The organism is Thermofilum sp. (assembly GCA_038741495.1).
In the GTDB taxonomy this organism is placed as follows: domain Archaea; phylum Thermoproteota; class Thermoprotei; order Thermofilales; family Thermofilaceae; genus Thermofilum.
Genome location: JAVYKX010000002.1, coordinates 198,541 through 223,077 on the forward strand (window position 1 = coordinate 198,541; position 24,537 = coordinate 223,077).

Here is a 24,537-nt window from a genome sequence, read left to right on the forward strand (position 1 = left end):
AGCGCCGCGTAGGGTGCGTGCAGACCGAGCTCGTGCAAGCAGGGGGCACCAAGCCGCCTGGTGGATGGCTCGGCTCGGGCGCCGAGGAAGGCCGTGGCAAGCGGCGATACGCCCCGGGGAGCCGCACGCAGGCTTCGATCCGGGGATCGCCGAATGGGACCTCCTGCCGCGGGCGAATAGCTCGCGGCGCTCGGGAAACCCGAAAGGGGAGTACCGAGCGGGAACCCCCCCAACGGAAACATCTTAGTAGGGGGAGGAGAAGAAACCAAAACGGGATCCCCTGAGTAGGGGCGACCGAAAGGGGGAGAGCCCAAACCGAACCCCCAGGCGACGAGCTTGGGGGGATGTGGGGTTGCAGGGCCCCGCGCCCTCCCGACCCTGGGTAGCCGAAGTGGGCTGGAAAGCCCCGCCGCAGAGGGTGACAGCCCCGTAGGCGAAACCCAGGGGGGAGATGGCGGGTGTCCCTGAGTACCACGGCTTGGTTTTGCCGTGGGAAGCTGGGGGTCACCGACCTCCAAGGCTAAATACGTCCCGAGACCGATAGCGCACTAGTACCGTGAGGGAAAGCTGAAAAGAACCCCGGAAGGGGGGTGAAAAGAGCCTGAAACCAGGCGGCGACAGGTGGCGCGGCTCGAAAGGGGTGATTCTCCCCAAAGGAAATCCGGGCGACCGGAGAGTACGAGGGGAGAGGACCGGGGTCGCGCCTTACGTCTAGAAACACGGGCCGGGGAGTTCACGGGCGTGGCGAGCCTAAGGGGGTTAACCCCGGAGGCGTAGGGAAACCGACAAGCCCGTAGCCGACCTTTCCGGTCGGTGTGGGGCGGGGTCTCAAAGGGCCCGGAGTCACGCCCGTGAGACCAGAAACCGAGCGATCTAGGCCGGGGCAGGGCGAAGCCCGGCGAAAGCCGGGTGGAGGCCCGCAGGGGTTCTGACGTGCAATTCGTTCCCATGACCTCGGCCTAGGGGCAAAAGACCAATCAAGCTCGGTGATAGCTGGTTCCCCCCGAAGCGGGTCGCAGCCCGGCCCGCCCGGAGGAGGCCGATCGGGTAGGGCACCGATTGGGGGCCCCAGGGACCGGAAGGTCCCAGCTCCCCTTCGAACCCCGAACCGATCGGCTCCGTAGATGGGCGGAGACGGGTTCCGGCGGATAAGCCGCTGGGCCGAGAGGGGAACAACCCAGACCGGGGTTAAGGCCCCCAAGTGCCGGCTAAAGTGTCAAGCCGGAAGGGTGTCCCCCGCCTTAGACAGCGGGGCCGTAGGCTTAGAAGCAGCCATCGGCTAAGAAGTGCGTAACAGCTTACCCGCCGAGGCGGGGGGCCCCGAAGATTAGCGGGACTAAGCCGGCCGCCGAGACCCCGGGGCACCCCGCATTGCGGGGTGATCCGGTAGGGGGGCGTCCGGGTGGACTAGAAGCCGGGTCGTGAGATCCGGTGGATCCGCCCGGAACGAAAATCCCGGCGGTAGTAAGAGCGCAAGAGGGGTGAGAATCCCCTCCGCCGAAAGGGCCAGGGTTCCTCAGCAACGGTCGTCGGCTGAGGGTTAGCCGGTCCTAAGGCTGCCCTTAACCTGGTGCAGCCGAAAGGGAAACGGGTTAATATTCCCGTGCCGTGGGGGTACGCTTCGCGGCAACGCAAGGCCCGGCTCCTGACGCCTCGGGATAGGGGGAGCGGGGCTGCCGCCCCGTCCAACCGCTGAAGCCCGGGGAGTGCCGTCATGGCGAGAACCGGGTGAAGGCGGGATGGGCCCGCCATTAGGCGGGTTCCCCTGACTCCTGGGGCCAGTGAAAAGGGAGCCGGGAAGGATCCCCCACGACCGTACCGAGAACCGACACAGGTGCCCCTGGGTGAGAAGCCCAAGGCGTGGCGGGGTAACCCGGGCTAGGGAACTCGGCAAATTAGCCCCGTAACTTCGGGAGAAGGGGTGCCTGCGGTCTTGGGGTTTCCCTGGGACCGCAGGTCGCAGTGGCAAGGGGGACCCGACTGTTTAATAAAAACATAGGTCCCCGCGAGCCCGAAAGGGTGAGTACGGGGGCTGAATCCTGGCCACTGGCGGTACGTGAAACCCGGGTTCAACCGGGCGAAGCGCCGCTGAAGGCCGGGAGTAACTCTGACTCTCTTAAGGTAGCCAAATGCCTTGCCGGGTAAGTTCCGGCGTGCATGAATGGATCAACGAGGTCCCCACTGTCCCAGCCCGGGACCCGCTGAACCCGCAACCAGGTGCACAGTCCTGGGAGTCCCGGTGGGGCGAGAAGACCCCGTGGAGCTTCACAGCAGCCTGGCATTGGGATACGGCTGCGGGTGCATAGCGTAGGCGGGAGCTATGAAACCGGTCCTCCGGGGCCGGTGGATGCGGTCCTGAAACACCGCCCACTTGCGGCTGTATCCCTAACCCTGGGGAGCCTCCCGGGGGACAGTGCCAGGTGGGCTGTTTGGCTGGGGCGGCACACCCCTGAAAAGGTATCAGGGGTGCCCAAAGCTCGGCTCAGGCGGGTCAGAACTCCGCCGTAGAGGGCAAGGCCAAAAGCCGGGCTGACTGCGCCCTTAAACGCAGGGGGCGCAGCCGGGAAACCGGGGCCTAGCGAACGCTCGTGCCCCCTTCGGTGGGGGCCGGGCATGACAGAAAAGTTACCCCGGGAATAACCGGCTCGTCGCGGGCGAGAGTTCACATCGACCCCGCGGTTTGGTACCCAGACGTCGTCTCTTCCCAGCTTGGCCCTGCAGCAGGGGCCAAGAGTGGGGCTGCTCGCCCATTAAAGGGGAACGTGAGATGGGTTTAGACCGTCGCGAGACAGGTCGGACTCTACCTGCCGGGACCGCTGGCCGCCTGAGGGGATGGTCCGCTCAGTACGAGAGGAACGGCGGGCCGCGGCCTCTAGTGTACCGGTTGTCCGGCAGGGCACTGCCGGGCAGCCACGCCGCAAGGGATAACCGCTGAAAGCATCTAAGCGGGAAGCCCACCCCGAGACGAGGCGGCCACTCCCGGCCTTAGGGGCCTCGGCGACGGGGTCCTGGGCCGGGACGAGGGCACCCGTAGAAGACGGGGTTGATGGGGTGGCGGTGTAAGCACCGAGGGTTTATACCCGAGGTGCGAGCCGGCCACTCCCAATAGCCCGAGGCTTCCTGCAGGCACGAGCTCGGGCATTAAGCACCCTGCGCGGCGCATCTATTCTTCAACCCTTTCGCTCCCGTGCGCGTTTATGCTTCAGAGGGTAAGTGCAGAGTCTAAGTGGGTGCTCGTTTTCGACGTTAGACGTGATCTTCTTCAACAGATAACAAATTTTAACCCTCTGAGCACTTCCTTAACCGATGAGTATAGGTGAGCTTGGATTAGGCCGCTACCCACCTTTGCTTGTTCTCAACGAGAATGCTAGCGTTCTAGAGGTTCTAGCGGGGATGGCTGAGAAGCGTGTGCGGCACTGCCCCCTAGTCTCTGATGAGGGGGTTTTAGTGGGTATGGTTTCGGCCAGAGATCTCGTGGATTTTCTAGGTGGGCAGCGCTACAGGAGCATTGTTCAGAATCGCTTCAAAGGAGACATCTACGAGGCGCTTACCAAGGTGAGAGCATCGGAGCTAAGCAGGTACCCTGCTTGGGTGACAGAGGACACGCCCCTGACGGATGTTCTAGCGAGGTTTATAGAGCTGGGTGTGGGAGCGCTGGTTATCGTTGACAGGTCGAAGAGAGTGAGGGGGCTCTTATCGGAGAGGCACGTGATGAGCCTGTTCGCCAACGCGACGACCTACGTTCAGGTTAGAGAGATCATGTCGAGGGAGCTGGTAACCGCGCATCCGCACGAGCCGATCAGCAAGGCTCTCGAGCTGATGAGCAGGCACAGGGTTAGGAGGATTCCACTCCAATCGGGAGGCAAGCTGAGCGGCATCGTCACGGTCAAGGATGTGCTGGGTTTTCTGGGTTCAGAGAGTTCGCTAAAGCGCCTGTCTGCCGGCGAGGGGGAGAGCCTTCTCTCAACTCCTCTCCAATCCGTAGCGAGCTACCCTGTCCTCACGGTCGACGCTGGGGAGGATGTCGGGAAGGCTGTAAGCATTATGAAGAATCACGGTGTGGGGTGCCTCGTCGCTGTTGACGGGACCGGGGCTCCCGTCGGCATAGTTACTGAACGCGACGTTGTAACGCGGCTTCCAAGAGTAAGAGGAGTTGAGCTTTTCACGGACTTAGTCAAAGCTGCTGTCTTCGCATCGAGGGTAAGCTTCTAGGGCTTCTCCGCGAAAAAGCTAAAAGGATCTGGAGCAGTAATACTGCTGAGCCGGGGTCGCCTAGCCTGGTCTAGGGCGCCGGACTCATAATCCGGTTATCCCGGGTTCGAAGCCCGGTGCTCGGCACGCGGGCGAGAGTCCCGGCCCCGGCACCAGCTGCCGTGTTTTCCCCACCGGCTAGAAGAGCTCTCTGCTCGCTGAGAACTTAGCCTCGTGGTGGGGCCGCCGGGATTTGAACCCGGGATTCGGCGGGCGTGCAAGCACCACGCCCTCCACCTGGGCTCCCGTTAGGGATCCCGAGTCCTGCGCCTGCAGGCGTGCCAGGCATCCTACCAGGCTGGACGACGGCCCCTAGAAAGCTTCCTGAGAGAGAAGAATTAATCCTTTACGCTTCAGGGGCTTCGCCGGGGTTACGAGGCCCGGTAAGGTTTATAATGCGTCTAGTAGTGGAGTGCGAGATATGCCTACGTGGCGGTACTCGGTGGAGCTAGATCCTGAGCGCACGGCGAAAGCTTCGCTGAGAGATGTGAGCATGTCGTACAAAGCTACTGTAGAGACCTTGAAGCTTCTAAAGGGTAAGAGCCTCGAGGAAGCTAGAAAGATCCTGGAGAGTATTGCAGCGCTGCGGACGCCGGTACCTTTCCGTCGCTACAGCGGTAAGGTTGCCCATAAGAGAGGCGTGCCGGGTGCTGGAAGATACCCGGTGAAAGTCGCCAGGCACCTTCTGCGCCTACTCGATAACCTTGAAAACAACGCTGAGTTCAAGGGCCTTGATGTGACGAGGCTTCGGATAGTCCACGCGGCAGCCCACAAGGGTCCCAAGGTGAAGAGATACATGCCTAGAGCCTTCGGCCGGGCTACACCTTGGTACGATCAGTTGGTGCACGTGGAGATCTACGCCGAGGAGAGGGGTGAGTGAGGAGTATGTCTACTACGACCGCGAAGCGGGCGGTTTCGCAAGGCATCAAGTACATGATGCTCCATGAGTTTTTAGAGAGAAAGCTAGTTCGCGCTAACTACGTTTACGCTCAGTTCTTCAAAACTCCTATCGGCACTAAAGTCATCATATACGCGGGGATGCCGGGTATCATAATCGGCAGACGTGGGGCTAACATCAAAGCGCTCGCAGAGATCTTAGAGAAGGAATTCGGCCTTGAAAATCCACAGATAGATGTTATCGAGGTGCCGCAGCAGGATCTTAACGCCAAGATAATGGCTTACAGGATAGCTAGGGCTATTGCGAGAGGCGTGAAGTTCCGCCGAGCCGCGATGGCCGCGCTGAACAGGATAATGGCTGCCGGAGCGAGAGGAGCCGAGATAGTTATTAGCGGCAAGCTCACGAGCCAGAGACACAGGACAGAGCGATTTAGCCGAGGCTACCTTCCTAAATCCGGGGAGCCCGGCGAGGAGCTCGTCGACGAGGCCACGGTTCACGTCCTCCTAAAGCTTGGAATGTACGGAGTTAAAGTCAGGATAATGAAGCCAGCTAGGATGCCGGATCTCATCGAGGTGAAGCAAGCAGAGCTTTTAAGTGCTGAAGAGAAGCGGACTACCGCAGGTGGGTGAGCTTGGGGAAGAGCGTCTTAAGCGCTGAAGAAGTGAGGAAAATGACCCCAGAGGAGAGGCAGAAGAAGCTGATTGAGCTGCGAGCCGAGCTCGCTAGGCTCACAGCGCAAGTGGACAGAGGAGCTCTCGAGAAACCGTCGTCGATACGTAAGATCAAGCGCGCTATAGCGATCATACTGACGGTGGAGAGGGAGGAAGCGCTGAAGGGAAGGAGCCGTTGAGGATTACTCCTCGAAATCTTCTGAACCACGAACTTATAGGCCTAGAAGCGGAAGTTGTCGAATCTTCAGACAAAAACCTGGTAGGGGTCAAGGGGCTCATACTCGACGAGACGAAGTATACTCTTCTCATCGGTCAACCTGGGGGCAGGAAGCGGAGAGTCCTCAAGCATGTGGCTGTGTTCAGGATAACGCTCCCGGACGGCACGAAAGTGCGGGTCGACGGCAAGGTTTTGGTGGGCAGGCCTGAGGAGCGCTTAAAGAGAGAATACTATCGTTGGTAGGTGCGGCTACACGGGGAAAGGTTAAATAGGCACCTTTTCTTGGCGGTGCGGGTACTATGCAGAGGGCTAGGAACATCGGCATCCCTGGGGTCAGTCCACCGGACAGGACGTGTGACGACCAGCTCTGCCCGTGGCATGGCACCTTACCAGTAAGAGGACAAATAATGCGTGTAAGAGTGGTTAACGTCAAGATGAGTAGAGTAGCTACTGTTGTTCACGAGTACCTGCATTTCGTCGAGAAGTACAAGCGGTATGAGAGAAGGCGAAAAAAGAAGCATGTGAGAGTACCTCCATGCATCGATGTAAAGCCGGGGGACGAGGTCTTAATCGGCGAGACCAGACCTCTCGCTAAGTCTGTATCGTTCGTCGTTCTGGGGAAGGTTAAAGGGTGATCGATCATGGCGAAGAGAGGTCCAAAGGTAACAGGCGTCTCCTATAGGCTAGGCATAACACCCGGCCTCTTCATGGAGAGCTTAGTCAAGGTTGCCGATAATTCAGGCGCCACTCTGGCTAGGATAATCGGGGTAGTGCACTACAAGCCAGTCTGGAGGAGGATACCCGGAGCGGGCGTCGGCGATATGGTTGTCGTGTCGATAAGAGCGGGAAAGCATGAGCTGCGTAAGCAAGTCATGAGAGCGGTGATCGTAAGGCAGAGAAGACCCTACAGGAGGGCAGATGGTACGTGGATAGCTTTCGAGGACAACGCTGTAGTAATAATGACGCCCGAAGGTGAGCCTAAGGGCACCGAGATACGTGGCCCGGTTGCTAAGGAAGCGATCGAGCGTTGGCCCAGCCTCGCGCCTTTGGCCTCTATCATCGTTTAGGGAACCCTCGTGGGAGCCCGCTTCAGAGCGGAGTACTTGATACTTTCTATCGCCAGGACGCTGTCTGCCAGAGAGAAGATCACCTTGGATGAGTTATCCGAGATTGCTGAAACTCCTAGCGATTTTGCGGAAAGCGTTCTATCTTCGCTAGGCATCGAATCCAGGGAGTTGAAGCGTGAGGACCTACCGGTAATCATAGTCAGAGCTTGGAAAGCCGGTTTCCCCCTTCTCGACATGGCCCTTAGCGCTGGTTGGAGCTCTCTCGAAGAGCTCGTAGGGGTTCTTCTGGAGGAGCACGGGTTCACGTGCAGAAGAAACGTGCGCGTAAAGCTGGCCGGCAGGCGCTACGAGATTGACCTGCTCGCCCTGAAGGGGGATATTCTGCTCTGCGTAGACTGTAAGCGCTGGATAAAGGCTAGAGTCTCTGAGCTGAAACGCGCGGCAATAAACCAAAAGGACAGGTGCGGAGCGGTTGCTAGGCTCATAGAGAGCGGCGAAGTGCCGTGCCTAGGCATCGCAGCTGAGGTCAAAGTGTTCCCTGTAATCGTGCCGCTGCACTCAACCGCGATATCTTCGCACGAAGGTGTTTTGGTGGTTGGCATCTACGACTTGGCGGCCATACTACGCGATATCAGCTCAGTACTGCTAGCAGAGGCCGGCGCCCAGCATTTTAAAGCCAGGTGCGTTGGCTACAGGAAAAAGCAAATATAAGGGGTTAGTCACATTGCGAAGAACAGGGCCGGTAGCTCAGCTAGGTAGAGCGGCGGTCGAGGCGGCCGAGGCTCTTAGGTCCAAGTGATGGGGAAACCCGTAGGTCCCGGGTTCGAATCCCGGCCGGCCCGCCACTTTCTAGCAGGAGGCTAGAGTCCTCCCGAGCCGGTTTTCCGCAGGAGTGCTTAAAGTCGTCGGAAGTGTTTCTTCGGGGCCTGAAGAACTGGAAAAGCACCCTCATAAGCTCGGTGTTAAGTCAGATCTCCGCAAGCGCAGAAAATCTCGTGAAGGATGTCGTAAAGCTGCTCTAGACCTTCTTCTCTGAGTGCAGATACCGTCGGGATACGCATAGCTAGTTTGAAGTTTTCCAGTACGTCTAGTATCTGCTCCGAGAGGTCTCCCATAACGCCGGGCACCTGGTGGAGCCGATTCCGAAGCGTGTCGCTATCCAGGAAGATATCCACCCCCTCCAGTTTATTCTCCAGCAAGTCAGCTTTGTTAATCACCGGGACTACATCTATCCCGAATCGAAGCTGTACGACCAGCGAAAGCAGCTTGAGGACGACGATATCCTGCGGTCTTCGCCCTAGTGTAGGATCTATCACTAGTACTGCCACTACCGCTCCTAGCTTTTTCAGCTTCTCCGTGAAGCTTAAGCCGAACTCCCTGAAGAGGAACAGCTCCATCTGCCCCGGAGTATCCACTAAGATGTACGGTTTAGTGAGTCTCTCAAGTTCCTCCATAAGCTCATCCTCGTAATTCATGAGGAGCTCGATGCTTCTTATCAGCGCGCCGTTGGGACCTAACCCCTCTCGAAGCATCACTTCTTCTGATCTCACATACTTCCTGACGTTCACGTGTGCCTCGTAAGGAGTCACCTCGGCCCCGGGATCAAGGTTTACGATACCTGAAGGTATGAGCTGCTTTCTAAGCAGCCAGCGTGAAAGTGCACCTACGAGTGTCGACTTGCCGCATCCTGCCGGCCCTATAACTAGCAAAAGGTTCCGCATGGCTCCAGAAGAGTTAGTAGGCCTAGGTATTTTTGAGCGCTGCTTTGAAGAATCGAAGGTGCACTCGATCCGCACCAAGGGGCGCGAAACGCTTAAATCAGCAGAAGGAGCTATGTACTTGACCGCACCGGGCCTGAGAATCCACCCCCCGCTACCAGCTAAAGCCACCCCGAAGCGGGGTGGGGAAGCCAGGTATCCCGCCGGGCTCATAACCCGGAGGTCGGTGGTTCAAAAGGCCTGGTGCGGTCTTCCCACCCAGATCATCGAGAGGACTTCGTGCAAAGGCGCTTTACGCCGTTTCTCGCCGGAAGGAGGCGAGTTTCAAATTCCGAATGCTTGTTGGCGCCGGGGCCGGGATTTGAACCCGGGCGCCCAGAGATGGGCAGTGGCTTTCAGTTCTCTCTCCAGGCCACCGCCTTGGTCCGCTCGGCCACCCCGGCGCTCACGTCTGACTACCACCAGCTGCTTATTAACCTTAAGCGTGCTAGCGGCTTCGATCTTCTCCCGGGCCGATGGGGCTGGACAAAGCTCGGGGACCTGCTTTGGGGTATTTAATCTGTATGCCGTCCGTATTAGCTGCATCTGAGAGGTTATGCTTCATAGTTACTAGCATGTAAGCGCAAGTTCCAGTGGAACCGATGGAGTTCGATGTCTATCGAGGAGATTTTCGAGAAATACGTAGAGTCGAGGATCTTCAAAGAGAGGGAAAAGCTGCTGCCAGATTACGTTCCAGAGGAACTCCCCCACAGGGACGAGCAGATAGTCAAGCTCGCAAGCATCCTAGCCCCGGCGTTGAGAGGCTCAAGGCCTTCAAATGTCTTCATCTATGGCTTGACGGGTACTGGGAAAACCGCGGTGACTAAGCTTGTTCTCAGGAAGTTGAAGGAGAGAGCTTCTCAGTCTGTCGACTACGCTTACGTGAACTGCCGGCAGAATAACACAAGCTACCGAGTCCTAGCCGAGCTCGCGAAACATGTTGGGTTGAGAATTCCCTTCACGGGCTTAGCTTTAGGAGAAGTCATGAAGAGGCTTCTCCAGGGACTTGAACGCAGGAAAATGATGCTAATTGTTGTTCTAGACGAGATCGATAACCTCGTCAAGAGGCAGGGTGACGATGTTCTGTATTTCCTCACTAGGGTAAATGAAAACCTTAGCAGCAGCAGGGTCAGCGTGATTGGCATCACCAACGACTTGAAATTCACAGAGTTCCTGGACGCGCGGGTGAAGAGCAGCCTAGGTGAAGAGGAGCTCGTATTTCCGCCCTACACTGCCGTACAGTTAGAAGACATCCTGAGGAGAAGAGCCCAAGAGGCTCTCCACGACGGCGTGGTGAGCGACGAGGTTCTGCGCCGTGTAGCTGCGATCGCCGCGAGGCAGAATAGCGATTGTCGCCTAGCGCTCGACATCCTCTTGAAAGCAGCCGACCTCGCGGATCGCGAGGGGGCAGCTAGGATAACTTTAGAGCACGTTGAGAGAGCGAGGAACGAGATCGAGAAGAATCTTGCTGTCGATGTTATCAAAACCATGCCTCTCCATGTAAAGCTTGTGCTAGCCTCGATATACCTGCTTTCGCGCAGCGGTGGTTCCAAGTTCATAACTACCGGGCTTGTCTACGATAAGTACAGGGAGCTTTCAAGCAAGATCGGCATCGAGCCTGTCACGTCTAGGCGGGTAAGCGACATCTTAAACGAGCTCGATGTCGTGGGGATCATTAACGCGAAGGTGATCAGCCTCGGCAGGTATGGTCGCACTAAGGTAATTTCGCTGGGTGTACCTCCAAGGAACGTAGAAGAGGGGCTTGCCTCCGATGTCATCCTACACTCAGTGCTGGAGTTGCCCAGCGAGCATTGAAGAAACCGCTACTCAAGCTTAAACTCCCAGTTCCACATCTCCTGAGCCAGCTTACCATCGTAGAGGAATTTATCCCTCTTAGCTTCAGCTTCCTTGACCCTCTGCGCGTGCGTAACAAGAAATCTCTCAACTCTCTCGGCCAAGTGGGTTTTGCACTCCCCGCAGAGAAGCTCGCCTCTCTTGCATGCCCAGAAACGCTCCTCAAGCTTCTTGTCGTCGTTCTCGAACAACACGGAGAACCAGTGGAAGACTGGGCAGACTTCGGGGACTCCGCCGAGCCTGCGCTGTTCCTCGGCCGTGGCGCGTCCTCCAGTGTACGCGTTCATAATTTTCCTGCGTGCTTCCCTAGGCGCCTCATTAAGCATGATTGCAGTCTCCGGTTCGGACGCCGACATCTTAGTCTCCGGACCTGTTAAGCCCCACACCAGCTTAGAGAGAAGCTCTGCCGCCTTGTACCTGTTAAGTTTCGGCGCAATGTCTCTCTGTAGCCTAAAGTAGGGATCCTGGTCGATACCGCAGGGGATCAGCGGGCGCTTTTTCTCAAATAACGTGGGAACGATCTGTAGTGCAGGGTAGAATATCAGCCCTATCGACGTCTCTCCGTCGAAGCCGAAAACAGCACGCGCGGTAGAGAAATTTATGTGGCGGGCAATGAGGACTGCAGCCCTGTACATTCTCCCGATGTACTCGGTATCCTTAAAGATGAATGTCCTGTTCTCGTCGAAACCGAGTGCGATTATGTTCAAGATGTCCTTCTCAGCGTAGGGAGCCACTTCATCCAGCGAGTCCGCCTTTTTAGCGAGAAATTTCTCTTCGTCAGGTATCTCTATGTAAACGTTCACCTCAAACTTCTCCTGAAACCACCTGGTGATGATGAAGGGAATTATGTGCCCTATGTGCATCGGTGACTTGCTAGGCGCGCGCCCCGTGTAGAGGAAGAATCCCTTACCAGACTGGTAGTCAGCCAGAACGTGGTCTAGATCCCTGTGTGCGAAGAAGAACCTTCTTCTCAGCAGCGGATGAAGCTCTCCTGCAAGTTCCTGCAAAATCTCGAAATGCCTGTCCTCCAGGCGCTCTACTCCGAACTCTTCGATCAGCTTGTCGTAGTCTATCCTTCCCTTAGCCTCCCAGGGGGTTAGAGTGTAGCCCGATGCCATCGCTAAGCCCGTTCACGAATTTCTCCGGAAAATTATCTTTTTCCTCAAAGTTCTGCGTGTCTGCACAGAAGCCGACATCAAAAAGCTCAGGCGAAGTGGTGCCCCGGCCGGGATTTGAACCCGGGATGTCCGCGCCCCCTCCCGCAGGCTGGAGGCTCCTCGGCTCGAAAGGCCGATATCCTGACGGCCACCGCACGCCTACTTCGCGCAGGCTGACCGGGCTAGACGACCGGGGCTGAAACCCTCTCTACATCTTAAGCCTATAAGATTTTCTTAAATCCTAAGTCCGAGTAGGTGATAAGCACTGGCGCCGGGGCCGGGATTTGAACCCGGGCGCCCAGAGATGGGCAGTGGATCTCGAGTGTGGCGCTTTCTCAGGCGGGTCCACCGCCTTGGTCCGCTCGGCCACCCCGGCGCTCACGTCTGACTACCACCAGCTGCTTATTAACCTTGATCTAAGGAAGTCGTTCACATTCTACCCGGTTCAAAAGCAGGGAGCAGGATGGTTATAACGGCACGTTAAAAAGGTAAGCTTTATCAAAGCCGGGAACTTGCAAGCGCGAGGATAAAATGCCAGAGAGTAAGGCAGAGAGAGTCATTCTCTGGTTCGAAGAGCTCACGAAAGAGGACGTCCCGATCGTCGGTGGAAAGAACGCCAACCTAGGTGAGATGATCAGAGCCGGCATACCTGTGCCGCCGGGCTTCGCCGTGACAGCATACGCTTTCAGGCGCTTTATAGAGGAGATGGGGATAAAGGAGAAGATACAGCAGATCCTCAGGGAGCAGGTAAAGCCCGGTGCTTCTGAGCCCAGAGATTACGAGGAGGCTAGCAAGAGGATAAGGGAGCTCATTGAGAAAACCCCCATGCCCAAGGACATTGAGGAGGCGATAAGGGCTGCGTACAGGGAGCTCTCTAGGCGCGTAGGAAAGCGGGAGGAGTTCGTGGCCGTCAGGAGCAGCGCAACTGCTGAGGATCTTCCCGACGCTAGCTTCGCGGGACAGCAGGAGACTTATCTCAACGTGAAAGGAGAGGATGAAGTTGTAGAGAAGGTTAAGAAGTGCTGGTCTAGCCTTTTCACTCCCAGGGCTATCTTCTACAGGGAGAGTAAAGGTTTCGCTCACGAGAAGGTGCTGATCAGCGTTGCCGTGCAGAAGATGGTTAACTCCAGGTCTGCAGGCGTGATGTTCACTATTCACCCCGTCACCGGCGAGGAGGACAAGATAGTGATAGAGGGTTCCTGGGGCCTCGGCGAGGTTGTCGTGGGCGGTAAAGTGACGCCTGACGAGTGGGTGGTGGACAAGAAAACCCTTACCATTCTCGAAAGGAGGGTATCCGAGAAGAGCATAGAGATCGTGAGGGATCCCAAGACTGGTGGGAACCTTGAAAGGGAGGTGGATCCCGAGAGGAGGAAGGCGCCCTGCCTGTCTGATGAGGAGGTCCGCAGACTGGCTGAACTCGCGGTACTTATTGAGAAGCACTACGGGAGGCCCATGGATATTGAGTGGGCGATCGATAGAGACATGCCTTTCCCGGACAGCGTGTTCATCGTCCAGGCTAGGCCCGAGACCGTGTGGAGCTCTCGGAAAGCTGAGGCTAAACCGGCCGAGGTGAAGGCTGTGCGGCTAACGGAGGCAAAGCCTGTCGTAAAAGGTCTGGCGGCCAGCCCTGGTGTAGCCTTCGGGAAGGCTAAGGTGTGCTTAACGCTCGATGATGCAAAGAAGTTAATGCAGAAGGGCGACATTCTCGTAACCAAGATGACTGACCCAGACTGGGTCCCCTACATGAGGCTCGCATCAGCCATCGTGACTGACGAGGGCGGTATGACCGCTCACGCGGCAATTGTTAGCAGAGAGCTGGGCATTCCGTGCATCGTGGGCACGAGGGAAGCGACGAAAGTTATGCAGACGGGAGTAGAGTACACGGTTGATGCAAGGTCAGGAGTAGTCTACGAGGGGTACGTTGAAGAGCTTGTCGGAAAGAAGGAGGAGAAGCCCGCTGCAGCCGCTGCGGCGCCCATCGAGGTCATTCTGAAGCCGATAACGGCGACGAAGATCTACATGAACCTCGGCGTGCCTGATAAGATCTTCGAGTACAAGGACCTGCCCTTCGACGGCATTGGCCTCATGCGTGTGGAGTTCATAATGGCGAGCTGGGTTAAGGAGCACCCGCTCTACCTGCTGGAGACGGGCAGGGGCGATGTTCTCGTAGATAAGATGGCTGAAGGCATAGCGATGGTTGCCAGAGAGATATACCCGAGGCCAGTAGTCGTCAGGTTTAGCGACTTTAAGACAAACGAGTATAGGCAGCTAGCTGGAGGCGAGAAGTACGAGCCCCACGAGGATAACCCGATGCTTGGCTGGCGAGGTGTTAGCAGGTACATCAGCCCACAGTACGAGAAGGCTTTCCGCCTAGAGGTGCGCGCGATTAAGAAGGTAAGGGATGAAATGGGGCTGGGCAACGTATGGGTCATGGCACCTTTCGTAAGAACGCTTTGGGAGGCTGAGAAGTTCATCAAGCTCCTGGCCGAGGAAGGGTTGGAGAGCAGTAGAGATTTCAAGGTCTGGGCTATGGCGGAGGTACCCAGCATAGTCTTCCTGGCGGAAGAGTTCTCCAGGTACTTCGACGGCTTCAGCATAGGGAGCAACGACCTCACACAGCTGACTCTAGGTACTGACAGAGACTCTGCGATACTACCCAAGATAGACCCGCGGTATTTCGACGAGCGCGATCCCGCCGTCAAGACTGCTATTGCTATGCTCATAGAGAAGGCGCACAACTCACCTTACGGTTACAGGACAGTGTCGATCTGCGGCCAAGCCCCGAGCGTCTACCCAGAGTTCACTGAGTTCCTGGTGAGGTTAGGCATCGACAGTATAAGCGTTAACCCTGACGTCGTTGCCCGCACCAGAGAGTTAGTTGCCTCCATTGAACGCAGAGTACTTATCGAGAAGAGTATAGGCATTGAAAGGTACGATGAAGAGCTTGGCTGGCCGATGAGGAGGCAGCGTAGAGGACTTCCAAACATCTGGGCTCGCAGAGTAGACGATATACTTTAAGAGATACTGTACTTTACAGCTTTTCTGCAATTTATTGTATTTCCTTAAGTATTTTAGCAGAATTGCAAGTGCTGCTCCCGAGAGGGTGTTCAGCTATTCTAGCAGTAGTTTTACCAGAAGTAGGTCAGAGGTACTCCTGTTCATCACAGATCAGCTGCGAATACACATCACACCTTTTTTACTGAGTGTTGCAGGCTCTTAAAAGTAACTATCTAACTGAACTTGGTCCTCGCTCTGCAAACCCTCGCTAAGAGAGTCTTCGAGCAGGTCTCTCCTCTCAGGCTCTAGCTGCGCTTTTATCGATTTGGCCAAGGTGGGGCCTATACCCGGTACTCTGGCGAGATCATCTACGCTGGCATTCAGGAGATCCAGAATAGACCTGTAACCGTGGTTGTATAAGCTTCGGGCCCTGACCCTGCCTACGCCTTTCAGCGAGACAAGCTCAAGGAGCTCCTCTCTAACTCCGTGCTCTAGCCTTTTGCTGAGAACCCCTAGCTTAGCTGCGTGCTCAGCGTAACCGAGTATTTCGGCCACTTGCGACAGCGAGTAGGCTATCCACACAGCAGTTTGCGTTAGGAAGTACAGGTCCCCAGGCCCCACGTCGTACTTCTCAACCAATACCTCTTCTCGAACCTCGTTGATCCAGTCCTCAAGAAGCAACGCCGTCTTGAGGCGGGAAAGGTAGTCGTAGTATTCGAGCTCGTCGTCAGGTGGTCTGGGCAGCTCGTTGCCTCGCTGCTCAAGCACAGTTTCGAGGTAATCGTAGTCCTTCTTCCTAGCGCTGATCACCATCGCGTCTGGTGTAGACGAGAGGAGTAGCAAGTACGTTAGAGGCGTTGAAGCTCTGGTGCTGCTGAAGAAACGCTTACCCATATCGGCCGTTAACGGGTCTATATAGAGCTCAGCCACTCTCCGGCCCAGAGGGGTCGCCCTAATTTCACCGTCACTCTTCTCCACAAAGCCGGAATCGCGGAGCCACTTTAACGTCTTCGAGACGGCTGACTGTACAGCAAGAGGGCCGAACTGGTGTGCATGCAAGGTCTTTACGAACAATTTCTCCACTCCAGACTCGTCGCTTAATTCCTCGCTTGTCGCAACTACAGATAAAACCTGAGATCTCAGAACGGCTTCGGAGCCTAGCTGTGAGTATATTCTCTCTGGAGGTGCCTTCACGTACTCCTCAAGGAGCATTTCCGCTTCGTCAAAGCTGCGAGCAATGAGAACAGCATCACCTTCCTTGTCAAAGCCAGGTCTACCGGCCCGCCCCGCCATCTGCTTATACTCCATCACCGGGATTCTCTCATAGTAACCGAGTTCAACGTCGTAACGACGGTAGTCGACTATGATTACTCGTCTAGCTGGAAGGTTCACTCCCGCAGCTAGAGTGGGTGTCGCTACAACAACCTTGAGCACTCTTTCCCGAAAGAGAGTCTCCACCACATCTCTTGCGTCTAGGGAGAGACCCGCGTGGTGGAAAGCCACCCCTTCTCTTACGAGTTTAGCGAGGGTTTCGGAAATTTTATCGGAGTGATGCTGCACGATTCTACTGGCGCTTTCTTTTAATTTCCGAGAGCTTTCCCCCTCCAGGAATCTCCGGCTCACGCTCGCAAGTTTACGTGCGTCGCTTATAGCTGATTTACGCGTGGGAGAGAACACGAGAACTTGACCCCCCTCCTCCAGAGTATCGACTGCAAGGTCCAGGAGCGGGTCTGAGTGCTTCGCGATGGATCTCGAAGATCCATCCTGGTAGTAGATCACACCATCGTAGTAAACTCCTTCGCGGAGAGGAACAGGCCTCCAATCCACTCTTAGAGGCTTAGCGCCCAACCAATCTGCTAGCTCTTCTACGTTGCGGATGGTTGCACTCAACCCCAGAAACTGAGCTCTCGAAAGTACGGTTTTCGCCCGCGTGAGTAGAACCTCGAGCACAGCCCCCCTCTTCTCCATGCCCAGGGTATGTATCTCATCAGCAATAATCAGCGTCAATTCCTTAAACCAGGGGGCTTTATGCCTTAAAAGACTATCAGCTTTCTCGTTAGTGGCTATTATTACATGATACCTACCTAGATGCGGGTCCGCGGTGTCGTAGTCGCCTGTACTTACGGCTACACGATAGCCGAAAATTCCGAAGAACTCGCTGAACTCCCGGTACTTCTCCGAAGCAAGAGCTCTTAAAGGTGTCAAGTAGAGAACCTTACCCCCAGATAGCAGATGCTTTAAAGCTGCAAGTTCTGCAACCAGAGTTTTTCCCGAGGCTGTGGGTGCCGCGAGAACCAGGTTCTCACCATCCAGGAGGCCGCTCTTTATAGCAGCTTCCTGGGTCGGGTAGAGCGCCTTGATACCGTTTTTCTCTACTAGTAGCCTAGCGACTTGGGGACCGAAGTACCTGCTTAGCAATTCAAAGCATTCGGTCATAGGGAGCACTGCTGAGCTGGTTAAATGGTTGTCACTATATACCCTTGGCGCGGCATCATCAACTCGCCGCTGTCGTAGAGTTTCTCGAGAACTTTTTTCACAAAAGTCTCCTCGAGGCCATGCTTAGAGCACTCTGCAATTACATCTTCAATTTTAACAGGGTTTCCGTTATTTGCACGCACCATATCCTTGATTATATCAAGTACTAAAATTATCTTTTCACGCTGAGATTTAGGTTGACCAGTCATCACGGTGTCTATATCCAGCGTCTTGGTGGTCATATCGATACCCACTGTGCGCAGGAAGTACTCCATCAGCTGTATAGCTACCTCTGCATCTCGCTCTGTAACAACGTTCCTCAGGTGCATTCTAGCGTGTGCTTCTGAGAGCCGTATTAGCGCCTCTAGCTGCCTCGGCGTGATAGCAATTGGCGACTCTGGGCTTTCGCTCGCAGCTCTCATGCTCACGTAGAAGTCTACAATTTTGGCTTTAGCTTCCTCTGAGAGTCTTGGCCTGATGAAGCGTCTAGCATAGGCCACGTACTTCTTGAGGATATGCGGAGGAATTACATTTTCCATGATCTGGGGGTATGCTTCTCGATGGAAGTCTATGACGTACTGCGCAAGCTCACGATCCCTATCGCGGTTGGGAGTATCCCGGAGTACGAAGATCAAGTCGAACCTTGATAGGATGGTCACTGGCAAGTCTATGTTCTCCGAGATGTTTCTCGTCGGCAGATACCGCCCGAAGGCTGGATTAGCTGCTGCGAGTATGGATGCCCTGGCATTTAGCGTCGCCACTATACCTGCTTTCGCTATGCTGACAGTCTGCTGCTCCATAGCTTCGTGAATGCTTACCCTGTCTCTAGCCTCCATCTTGTCGAACTCGTCGATGCACGCTATCCCTCCATCGGCCAGCACGAGCGCCCCAGCCTCCAAGTAAAACTCACCACTATTCTTCTCCTTGACGACGGCCGCTGTGAGACCTGCGGCAGTAGCCCCTTTCCCACTAGTGTAGATACCGCGAGGCGCAATCACGCTGACGTACCGTAGCAGCTGGCTTTTCGCTGTGCCAGGATCACCTACCAGTAGGATGTGGATATCCCCCCTGACCCTTATCCCGTCGGGATAGATCTTGGGAACTCCACCGAAGAGGAGAAGCGCTATTGCGAGTTTAATCTCCCTGTAGCCGTAAATCGAAGGGGCGATCGAGTTAATAATGAGAGTCTCTATATCTTCGCGCCTAGCTAACTCCAGTATCTTTTTCTCGTCATCCGGGGTGATCTCTACATCAAGGCTCTCTTTAGTTGCGATCTCTATGTAGTTCGCCTCAAGATACGAGTGGAAAACTGGAGGTGAGCTCTTCAAGAGCCTCTTGTCCTCCTCAACTTTCAGGAAACCTACAACTGTTGCCCTGTCGCCGGGCCTCACTATGTCGACTAAGTCGTCTCTAACCACAACCTCGATGGATCGCGGAAGCTGACCGGGAGGCAGTTCCTCTGGTTTCTCCTGGAGAACGAACTTTTGAACATCTACAAACTTGCTCTTCTCTGCGATTAGGACAAAGCCTGCTGATTTCCTCTCTTCTTCAGCACACCTGGGGCACTGAGATGGCTTAGCTAGGCCCGCCCCCTCCTCTTGCTTTACAACTTCCTCGTAACCGCACGAGCGGCACTTGAAAACAGCTTCTACAAGTTCCTGCTTTACTGGCGATATTTTAGTCACTATGCCCTCGACGGCGATGAGGCGCCCTAGGTGGCGGGACCTTATGTCGCGAACTTTTACGTGAAGATTCTCGGGAAGCTTCCTAATCCTTACATGGAATGCTCTAGCTTTCTGAGCGTAGTTTGGGTCCTCAACTGCTACAACACGGTTTAAGGCGCGTGAAGCTTCCTCTAGGAAAAGGATGGGATCCTTTACAAGCTCATCCGCGAGTACTTTGTTGTAGTTCAGGAGATCATCGAAATCTACGACTAGAGAGACGCTGTTCTCAGAGATCATTCTTCTTACAGCTTCCCTGTACTTCTCCCTACCGCCCTCCCTGTAATCCTTTATGAAATTCTCAATAAGTTCTTCTAGATTCAAAGTTTCAACAACTGCATGCATAACTACTTCTCACCGAAAATCATCTCACTTAGATCGCTCATCCACGTAGCAATCTGCGAGCAAAGGCTCACGTAGAATATCTGCTCTTCTCGTGTCATGTTCTTCATCTTCTCTCTGAGGGGAGCCGGGTTCCTGAGAGCCAGCTGTGCTATTTTCAGCGTTCTGAGCCTTATCAGGTCTGTTGCTGCTATCCGTATCTTTCGGTAGTTCTCTTCTGCTGTGCCGTCGCCTCTCCTAGCTCTATCTTTCAGATCTCTAACGTAGAGCGCTAGTTTCAGGTAAAAGTCTTCTTCCAGAGGCTGCAGCTCATCGCTCTTCTCCTCAGCCCACGTGCACTTTTTTACAGTTGAGATCGCAGGAAGCTGTTCGCTATCCACTTCGGCCGCACCTTCCCGGATGAGCGTCAAGGCGTAAGAGTATGGAAGTTTTACACGCTGCCCAGCTTTAAATTTTAAAAATTGAAGAGCTGACTTTAACGAAGTATCGCGCTTTATTACCAGCGGGATGTCCGAGTCTGAGTATAGCACTGTGCGGAGGAGGTCCCTGAGCGCCATCATAACCTCTCTGCTCTTTACTCCTGTCAATCTACTTGATAATAGTGTCCGAGATAGTGTGCTGAAAGTGATAGTATTAGGAATTTATCATAGTCGTAGGACGAGGCGGGCACAAGCAGTAGCGCCGATCGGGTGCAGGAATATATTTCCGCTCGGCTAACTGGAGTGGACAGCTTATGGCGGAGTATAAGGTTAGGGATATCTCCCTAGCAGACAAGGGGAAGATTGCGGTAGAGTGGGCCGAGGTCCACATGCCGGTTGTATCTAGGCTTAGAAGGCTTCTATCCTTCAAGAAGCCTTTGCAGGGAGTCAGGATAGCGGCGTGTATGCACGTAACGAAGGAGACGGCCGTTCTGATGCTCACGCTCCGCGATGCGGGAGCTGAAGTTGCTCTGTCAGCATCTAACCCGCTTTCAACGCAGGATCATGTAGCTGCTTTCCTTGCTAGGGAGGGTGTGCACGTGTACGCGTGGCGGGGGATGAACGAGGAAGAGTACTTCAACGCGATAGCGTCTGCCGCGAGTATAGGGCCGCACATCACCATGGATGATGGAGGAGACCTTACGGTCATGCTGCACAAGATCGCTCACGACGTGCGCGAAGGAATCGATTACGCTGTGGGATCGAAGTTTCTCTCTCCGGATACCGCTAGGAGCGTTCGAGGAGGCACTGAAGAGACCACAACAGGTGTGATCAGGCTGAAAGCACTCGAAAGAGAGGGAAAGCTGCTGTACCCGGTGATAGCAGTCAACGACTCCAGGACGAAGTACCTTTTCGACAATCGATTTGGCACTGGACAGTCGACGATCGACGGCATACTTCGCGCGACGAACATCCTGCTCGCGGGCAAAGTTGTTGTCGTGGCCGGTTACGGGTGGGTGGGGCGTGGTATAGCTTGGAGAGCAAGGGGGATGGGTGCCCGCGTGGTGGTCGTGGAAGCTGACCCTATCAAAGCTCTCGAAGCTTACTACGAGGGGTTCGAGGTCACAGACATGTTAAAAGCCGCAAGCCTAGGCGATGTTTTCATCACGGCTACCGGTAACATCAATGTTATCAGGAGGGAGCATTTAGAGAGGATGAAGGATGGAGCGATTCTGGCCAACTCGGGACACTTCAACGTGGAAATTTCTCTGAAGGATCTCGGAGAGCTAGCTGTCTCCAGGAGAAGGATAAGCGACTATGTTGATGAGTTCACACTCCGCGACGGTAGAAGGCTGTACTTGCTAGCCGAGGGAAGGCTCGTGAACTTGGTTGCTGCCGAGGGACACCCGAGCGAGGTTATGGACTTGTCTTTCGGCAACCAAGTCTTAGCAGTGATGCTGCTTCACAGAAGAGGAGGTGCTATGCCGCGTAAGGTGCTCAAGCTACCCCGAAGCCTGGATCGGCGCGTTGCAAGATTAAAGCTAATGTCGCTGGGAGTGATGATTGAGAAGCTGACTCCAGAGCAGGTAAATTACCTATCGTCGTGGAGCATTTAGCTCGTTGCGGGGCTCTCGAAGCTTTCTCGCTGGCTAGAGCGCATGCGTGGAGTTCATACACTGGTGAACGATTTATAGCCTGTGAAGGACTCGCGTTTGGGTGATACCGCTGTCGGAGCGCAAGGAAAAGTGGCTCGTGCTGGCTGCCTGGCCGTACGTGCACGGGGTACCTCACCTAGGTAACTTGATAGGGTCTATTCTTTCCGCTGACGTCGCCGCCCGGTACCTGAGGATGAAGGGAGCTGACGTGGTCTTCGTAAGCGGGTCTGACATGCACGGGACACCTATAGAGGTGGAGGCTCTTAAAAGGGGTGTTAGCCCCAAGGACCTGGCTGAGAGCAATCACAAAACTATTCAAAGCCTGTTTGAAAGATGGAACATAAGTTTCGATAACTACTCTACGACGGAAAGCGACGTGCACAAGCAATTTGTGCACGAGTTTTATGATAAAGTGTACAAAAATGGCTACGTTTTTGAAGAAGTCGTACAGCTCTACTACTGCCCTAACGACGGGCTCTTCCTCCCCGATAGGTTCGTCACGGGCACGTGCCCCTACTGCGGCTACGAGAAAGCTTACGGTGATCAATGCGAGAACTGTGGCAGGCTTCTTGAGCCAACACTACTGCTAAACCCCCGCTGCTCTATTTGCGGAGGCACGCCGGTGCTGAGGACCACTAAGCACTGGTTCTTTGATCTGCCGAAACTGCAGAGCGCCTTAGAGGAGTACATTAAGGGCAACGAGAACCTTCCCTCTAACGCAAAGAACATGAGTCTTCAAATCTTGAAGGACGGGCTGAGGCCTCGGGCTCTTACCCGCGACAACAAGTGGGGGATTCCCGCACCGTTTCCAGGCGCTGAGGATAAAACAATCTACGTTTGGATGGAAGCTGTTCTTGGGTACATCTCGGCCACTATAGAGTACTTCAGGAGGAGAGGGGAGCCCGAACGCTGGAAGGATTTCTGGCTTGACCCCTCGACGAGAAGTGTGTACTTCATAGGTAAGGACAACATCCCGTTCCACACGCTGATACTACCTGCACTTCTCATGGCGAGCGGTGAAGGCTACGTTCTCCCGTGGACCGTCGCCTCAACTGAGTACCTGCTATTTAAGGGGTTAAAGTTCTCCAAGAGTAAGAGAGTAGGCGTGTGGATAGACGAGGCGCTTGAGGTATTCCCAGTAGACTACTGGCGCTTCGCCCTCATCGCCCTCCGTCCCGAAGCTAGGGACACGAACTTCACCTGGGAGGAGTTCCAGCGAGTTATAAACAACGAGCTTATCGACAATATCGGAAACTTTATTCACAGAGTCCTTGTGCTCGCGTACCGCCGGTACGACGGCAAAGTTCCAGCGCCGAGCAGTAGACGAGCGGAACGCTTAACTGAGGAGTTGAGAAAGCGCTTCGACCAGGTAACGCTCAGCATGGATGCTTTCAGATTTAAGGAGGCTTTGTCGAGGATACTGGCTCTCTCGAGCGCCGGTAACGCTTTCTTGAACGAAGAGAAACCCTGGGAGCTCGATCCGAAGGACGCTTCGGGTATCGTTTTCGATCTGCTACAGGTAGTTAAAGCTCTGGCTGTAATGCTTTACCCGATGATACCCTCCAGCGCTGATAGAATCTGGAACCTTCTCGGTTACAATGATAATCTAGCAAACCATCTGTGGATAGAAGCTCTCGAGCCCTTACCACCAGGGCAGGATCTGCTCGAGCCCAAGCCTCTGTTCTCGAAGATCACCGACGAGGACATTAAAGCGGCTGTGCAGAAGATCGAGAGCATCCGGGAGAGAATCTCTAGTCAACAACTTCTCCAATAAGGTGCAGCGCCGTCGCCCCCACTATGCGAGCTTTTACAAACTCTCCCGGCTGCACATGGTAACCTTTCATGATCACCAGCTTGTACTCCGGAGTTCTACCAGCTACATCCCCTCTGAAGGAAGTTCCGTTGATTAACACTTCGACGGTCCTCCCAACGTAGCTCCTATTAACCTCGGCAGCGATTCGCAAAGCTACTGAAGAGGCCTCGCGGCTTCGCGCCTTCTTCACGTGCTCTGGTATGTTGTCGTAGCTAACATACCCCAGCGTGAAGGGTCTAAGAGTGTATCTAGCAACATGCACTTTGTCGAACCTTAATCTCTCGATAAAGCTAAGAGTGTTCCTGAAACTTTCATCGCTTTCTCCCGGGAAACCGACTATGATGTCTGTCGCCAGGCTCAGCGTCCCCACGCTACTGCGTATTTTTGCTACTAATTCTTCGTAAGCGCTCACTGTATATCTTCGCCTCATAAGTCTCAGTACTTGGTCATCGCCAGATTGGGCTGGGAGGTGGAAGTAACGGTAGAGTCTTTCATCCTTAAACAGCGGTAGCAGCTTTTCAGCGATTTTCGCTGTCATAATTGGTTCCATCATGCCGAGCCTAATCCTGTACCTGCCCTGTACTTCTTCAAGCAGCGTCTCTACCAGCTCGGGTAAAGAGCTCCTGCTACCAATCCCATAGCTCGCTACATCCTGGCCTGTGAGATATATCTCCCTAGCCCCTCTCGCCACCGCCTCCTTCACTGCCTTTACGATGCTCTCAACCGGGTAGCTCTTCACCTGCCGCCCCCTAGCCACCCACTCAACGCAGAAACTGCAGGATCCTGTGCAACCGCTCTCTATGGGAACTACGTAGGTAGGCCCACCCCGGTACTCCGGGAGAATCGAAAGGTTCCTCTGGTACTTTCGCACTATGTAGACCGGGTCCCTGGATTCTAGGGCGTCGACAACGTGGTCAAGGGCATCGGGCTCAACTAATGCGGCTTCGGGCGTGATGCTGAGTATGCTCTTCGGTCTAACATTAACTAAACAGCCTGCGACTACGAAGCGTGCGTGAGGAGCTTTCTCGCGCAGCTCTCTCAGCCTCTTAAGCATAGCCACCTCTGTATCTCCGCGAACAGCACAGGTTACAACGACGATGGCATCGGCGTCTCTAGCGTCGCTAGAAACAGTGTAGCCTGCTTTCTCCAGCAGTGATCTGGCGATCTCCCCTTCCGCCTTGCTAAGCCAGCAGCCGTGGACTTCGAGGTAAACTTTCACTGCCGGCACCCGGTGGACATTCAG

Annotated in this window: 18 protein-coding genes, 6 tRNA genes and 1 rRNA gene; 15 read left to right on the forward strand and 10 right to left on the reverse strand. The window is 55.1% G+C overall.

Annotated elements, in window-relative coordinates:
- The first annotated feature begins 36 nt into the window (after nucleotides 1–36).
- The 3 genes from QXU72_05800 (at nucleotide 37) to QXU72_05810 (ending at nucleotide 4,367) form a co-directional block, all read left to right on the forward strand.
- Nucleotides 37–3,126 (forward strand): 23S ribosomal RNA (locus QXU72_05800).
- Between the two features lie 180 nt (nucleotides 3,127–3,306).
- Nucleotides 3,307–4,212, forward strand: coding sequence for a CBS domain-containing protein (locus QXU72_05805; GenBank protein ID MEM0494759.1), 906 nt, complete (start codon nucleotides 3,307–3,309; stop codon nucleotides 4,210–4,212).
- A 49-nt stretch (nucleotides 4,213–4,261) separates the two neighbouring features.
- A tRNA-Met gene (locus QXU72_05810) sits at nucleotides 4,262–4,367 on the forward strand.
- Between the two features lie 59 nt (nucleotides 4,368–4,426).
- Here QXU72_05810 and QXU72_05815 read toward each other — a convergent pair.
- Nucleotides 4,427–4,564: transfer RNA gene (locus QXU72_05815), tRNA-Pro, on the reverse strand.
- 108 nt (nucleotides 4,565–4,672) lie between these two features.
- On the opposite strand from QXU72_05815, the gene QXU72_05820 reads away from it, so the two are divergent.
- The 8 genes from QXU72_05820 (at nucleotide 4,673) to QXU72_05855 (ending at nucleotide 7,949) form a co-directional block, all read left to right on the forward strand.
- Nucleotides 4,673–5,131, forward strand: coding sequence for a 50S ribosomal protein L22 (locus tag QXU72_05820; GenBank protein MEM0494760.1), 459 nt, complete (start codon nucleotides 4,673–4,675; stop codon nucleotides 5,129–5,131).
- Between the two features lie 5 nt (nucleotides 5,132–5,136).
- Nucleotides 5,137–5,778, forward strand: coding sequence for a 30S ribosomal protein S3 (locus QXU72_05825; protein ID MEM0494761.1), 642 nt, complete (start codon nucleotides 5,137–5,139; stop codon nucleotides 5,776–5,778).
- A complete protein-coding gene (gene rpmC, locus QXU72_05830; protein MEM0494762.1) occupies nucleotides 5,775–5,999 on the forward strand; it encodes a 50S ribosomal protein L29 in 225 nt (74 codons plus the stop codon). The genes QXU72_05825 and rpmC overlap by 4 nt, the downstream gene beginning before the upstream one ends.
- Nucleotides 5,996–6,280 carry a ribonuclease P protein component 1 gene (locus QXU72_05835; protein ID MEM0494763.1) on the forward strand — a complete coding sequence of 95 codons (285 nt, stop codon included), beginning with the start codon at nucleotides 5,996–5,998 and terminating at the stop codon, nucleotides 6,278–6,280. Before rpmC ends, QXU72_05835 begins: the two co-directional genes overlap by 4 nt.
- Nucleotides 6,281–6,336: 56 nt before the next feature.
- Complete coding sequence (locus QXU72_05840) at nucleotides 6,337–6,672, forward strand: 30S ribosomal protein S17 (GenBank protein MEM0494764.1); 336 nt, start codon at nucleotides 6,337–6,339, stop codon at nucleotides 6,670–6,672.
- Between the two features lie 6 nt (nucleotides 6,673–6,678).
- A complete protein-coding gene (rpl14p, locus tag QXU72_05845; GenBank protein ID MEM0494765.1) occupies nucleotides 6,679–7,104 on the forward strand; it encodes a 50S ribosomal protein L14 in 426 nt (141 codons plus the stop codon).
- Nucleotides 7,105–7,113: 9 nt separating this feature from the next.
- Complete coding sequence (locus QXU72_05850) at nucleotides 7,114–7,815, forward strand: restriction endonuclease (protein MEM0494766.1); 702 nt, start codon at nucleotides 7,114–7,116, stop codon at nucleotides 7,813–7,815.
- A 25-nt stretch (nucleotides 7,816–7,840) separates the two neighbouring features.
- A tRNA-Lys gene (locus QXU72_05855) sits at nucleotides 7,841–7,949 on the forward strand.
- A 117-nt stretch (nucleotides 7,950–8,066) separates the two neighbouring features.
- On the opposite strand, the gene QXU72_05860 is transcribed toward QXU72_05855, so the two are convergent.
- Entirely contained in the window at nucleotides 8,067–8,825 is a 759-nt protein-coding gene (locus QXU72_05860) for an ATP/GTP-binding protein (GenBank protein MEM0494767.1), read from the reverse strand.
- A gap of 340 nt (nucleotides 8,826–9,165) precedes the next feature.
- Nucleotides 9,166–9,265: transfer RNA gene (locus QXU72_05865), tRNA-Ser, on the reverse strand.
- A 208-nt stretch (nucleotides 9,266–9,473) separates the two neighbouring features.
- Between QXU72_05865 and QXU72_05870 the strand changes: the two genes are divergently transcribed.
- On the forward strand, nucleotides 9,474–10,676 hold the full coding sequence (locus QXU72_05870; protein MEM0494768.1) for an ORC1-type DNA replication protein: 1,203 nt from the start codon (nucleotides 9,474–9,476) through the stop codon (nucleotides 10,674–10,676).
- Between the two features lie 8 nt (nucleotides 10,677–10,684).
- Here the strand turns inward: QXU72_05870 and QXU72_05875 are convergent, their stop codons facing one another.
- The 3 genes from QXU72_05875 to QXU72_05885 all read right to left on the reverse strand — a co-directional run bounded on the left by QXU72_05875 (nucleotide 10,685) and on the right by QXU72_05885 (nucleotide 12,248).
- Nucleotides 10,685–11,833, reverse strand: coding sequence for a tryptophan--tRNA ligase (locus QXU72_05875; GenBank protein ID MEM0494769.1), 1,149 nt, complete (start codon nucleotides 11,831–11,833; stop codon nucleotides 10,685–10,687).
- 96 nt (nucleotides 11,834–11,929) lie between these two features.
- A tRNA-Glu gene (locus tag QXU72_05880) sits at nucleotides 11,930–12,069 on the reverse strand.
- A gap of 69 nt (nucleotides 12,070–12,138) precedes the next feature.
- Nucleotides 12,139–12,248, reverse strand: a tRNA-Ser gene (locus QXU72_05885).
- 155 nt (nucleotides 12,249–12,403) lie between these two features.
- Here QXU72_05885 and ppsA point away from each other — a divergent pair.
- Nucleotides 12,404–14,890 carry a phosphoenolpyruvate synthase gene (ppsA, locus tag QXU72_05890; GenBank protein ID MEM0494770.1) on the forward strand — a complete coding sequence of 829 codons (2,487 nt, stop codon included), beginning with the start codon at nucleotides 12,404–12,406 and terminating at the stop codon, nucleotides 14,888–14,890.
- Between the two features lie 198 nt (nucleotides 14,891–15,088).
- On the opposite strand, the gene QXU72_05895 is transcribed toward ppsA, so the two are convergent.
- Genes QXU72_05895 through QXU72_05905 form a run of 3 tightly spaced genes read right to left on the reverse strand, consistent with a single transcriptional unit; the run spans nucleotide 15,089 to nucleotide 19,787 of the window.
- A complete protein-coding gene (locus QXU72_05895; protein MEM0494771.1) occupies nucleotides 15,089–17,305 on the reverse strand; it encodes a DEAD/DEAH box helicase in 2,217 nt (738 codons plus the stop codon).
- Nucleotides 17,306–17,325: 20 nt separating this feature from the next.
- Nucleotides 17,326–19,410, reverse strand: coding sequence for a minichromosome maintenance protein MCM (locus QXU72_05900; GenBank protein ID MEM0494772.1), 2,085 nt, complete (start codon nucleotides 19,408–19,410; stop codon nucleotides 17,326–17,328).
- 2 nt (nucleotides 19,411–19,412) lie between these two features.
- Nucleotides 19,413–19,787, reverse strand: coding sequence for a hypothetical protein (locus tag QXU72_05905; GenBank protein ID MEM0494773.1), 375 nt, complete (start codon nucleotides 19,785–19,787; stop codon nucleotides 19,413–19,415).
- Nucleotides 19,788–20,140: 353 nt separating this feature from the next.
- On the opposite strand from QXU72_05905, the gene ahcY reads away from it, so the two are divergent.
- Complete coding sequence (gene ahcY / locus QXU72_05910) at nucleotides 20,141–21,442, forward strand: adenosylhomocysteinase (protein ID MEM0494774.1); 1,302 nt, start codon at nucleotides 20,141–20,143, stop codon at nucleotides 21,440–21,442.
- Between the two features lie 100 nt (nucleotides 21,443–21,542).
- On the forward strand, nucleotides 21,543–23,255 hold the full coding sequence (gene metG, locus QXU72_05915; protein MEM0494775.1) for a methionine--tRNA ligase: 1,713 nt from the start codon (nucleotides 21,543–21,545) through the stop codon (nucleotides 23,253–23,255).
- Here metG and QXU72_05920 read toward each other — a convergent pair.
- On the reverse strand, nucleotides 23,233–24,522 hold the full coding sequence (locus QXU72_05920) for a tRNA (N(6)-L-threonylcarbamoyladenosine(37)-C(2))-methylthiotransferase (GenBank protein ID MEM0494776.1): 1,290 nt from the start codon (nucleotides 24,520–24,522) through the stop codon (nucleotides 23,233–23,235). The genes metG and QXU72_05920 overlap by 23 nt on opposite strands.
- Nucleotides 24,523–24,537 lie beyond the last annotated feature (15 nt).

Bases quoted from the DNA above. Each gene is read 5' to 3' on its own strand.
- QXU72_05805 (MEM0494759.1), top strand. From the start codon at position 3,307: ATGAGTATAGGTGAGCTTGGATTAGGCCGCTACCCACCTTTGCTTGTT.
- QXU72_05820 (MEM0494760.1), top strand. From the start codon at position 4,673: ATGCCTACGTGGCGGTACTCGGTGGAGCTAGATCCTGAGCGCACGGCG.
- QXU72_05825 (MEM0494761.1), top strand. From the start codon at position 5,137: ATGTCTACTACGACCGCGAAGCGGGCGGTTTCGCAAGGCATCAAGTAC.
- QXU72_05840 (MEM0494764.1), top strand. From the start codon at position 6,337: ATGCAGAGGGCTAGGAACATCGGCATCCCTGGGGTCAGTCCACCGGAC.
- rpl14p (MEM0494765.1), top strand. From the start codon at position 6,679: ATGGCGAAGAGAGGTCCAAAGGTAACAGGCGTCTCCTATAGGCTAGGC.
- QXU72_05860 (MEM0494767.1), bottom strand. From the start codon at position 8,825: ATGCGGAACCTTTTGCTAGTTATAGGGCCGGCAGGATGCGGCAAGTCG.
- QXU72_05870 (MEM0494768.1), top strand. From the start codon at position 9,474: ATGTCTATCGAGGAGATTTTCGAGAAATACGTAGAGTCGAGGATCTTC.
- QXU72_05875 (MEM0494769.1), bottom strand. From the start codon at position 11,833: ATGGCATCGGGCTACACTCTAACCCCCTGGGAGGCTAAGGGAAGGATA.
- ppsA (MEM0494770.1), top strand. From the start codon at position 12,404: ATGCCAGAGAGTAAGGCAGAGAGAGTCATTCTCTGGTTCGAAGAGCTC.
- QXU72_05895 (MEM0494771.1), bottom strand. From the start codon at position 17,305: ATGACCGAATGCTTTGAATTGCTAAGCAGGTACTTCGGTCCCCAAGTC.
- QXU72_05900 (MEM0494772.1), bottom strand. From the start codon at position 19,410: ATGCATGCAGTTGTTGAAACTTTGAATCTAGAAGAACTTATTGAGAAT.
- ahcY (MEM0494774.1), top strand. From the start codon at position 20,141: ATGGCGGAGTATAAGGTTAGGGATATCTCCCTAGCAGACAAGGGGAAG.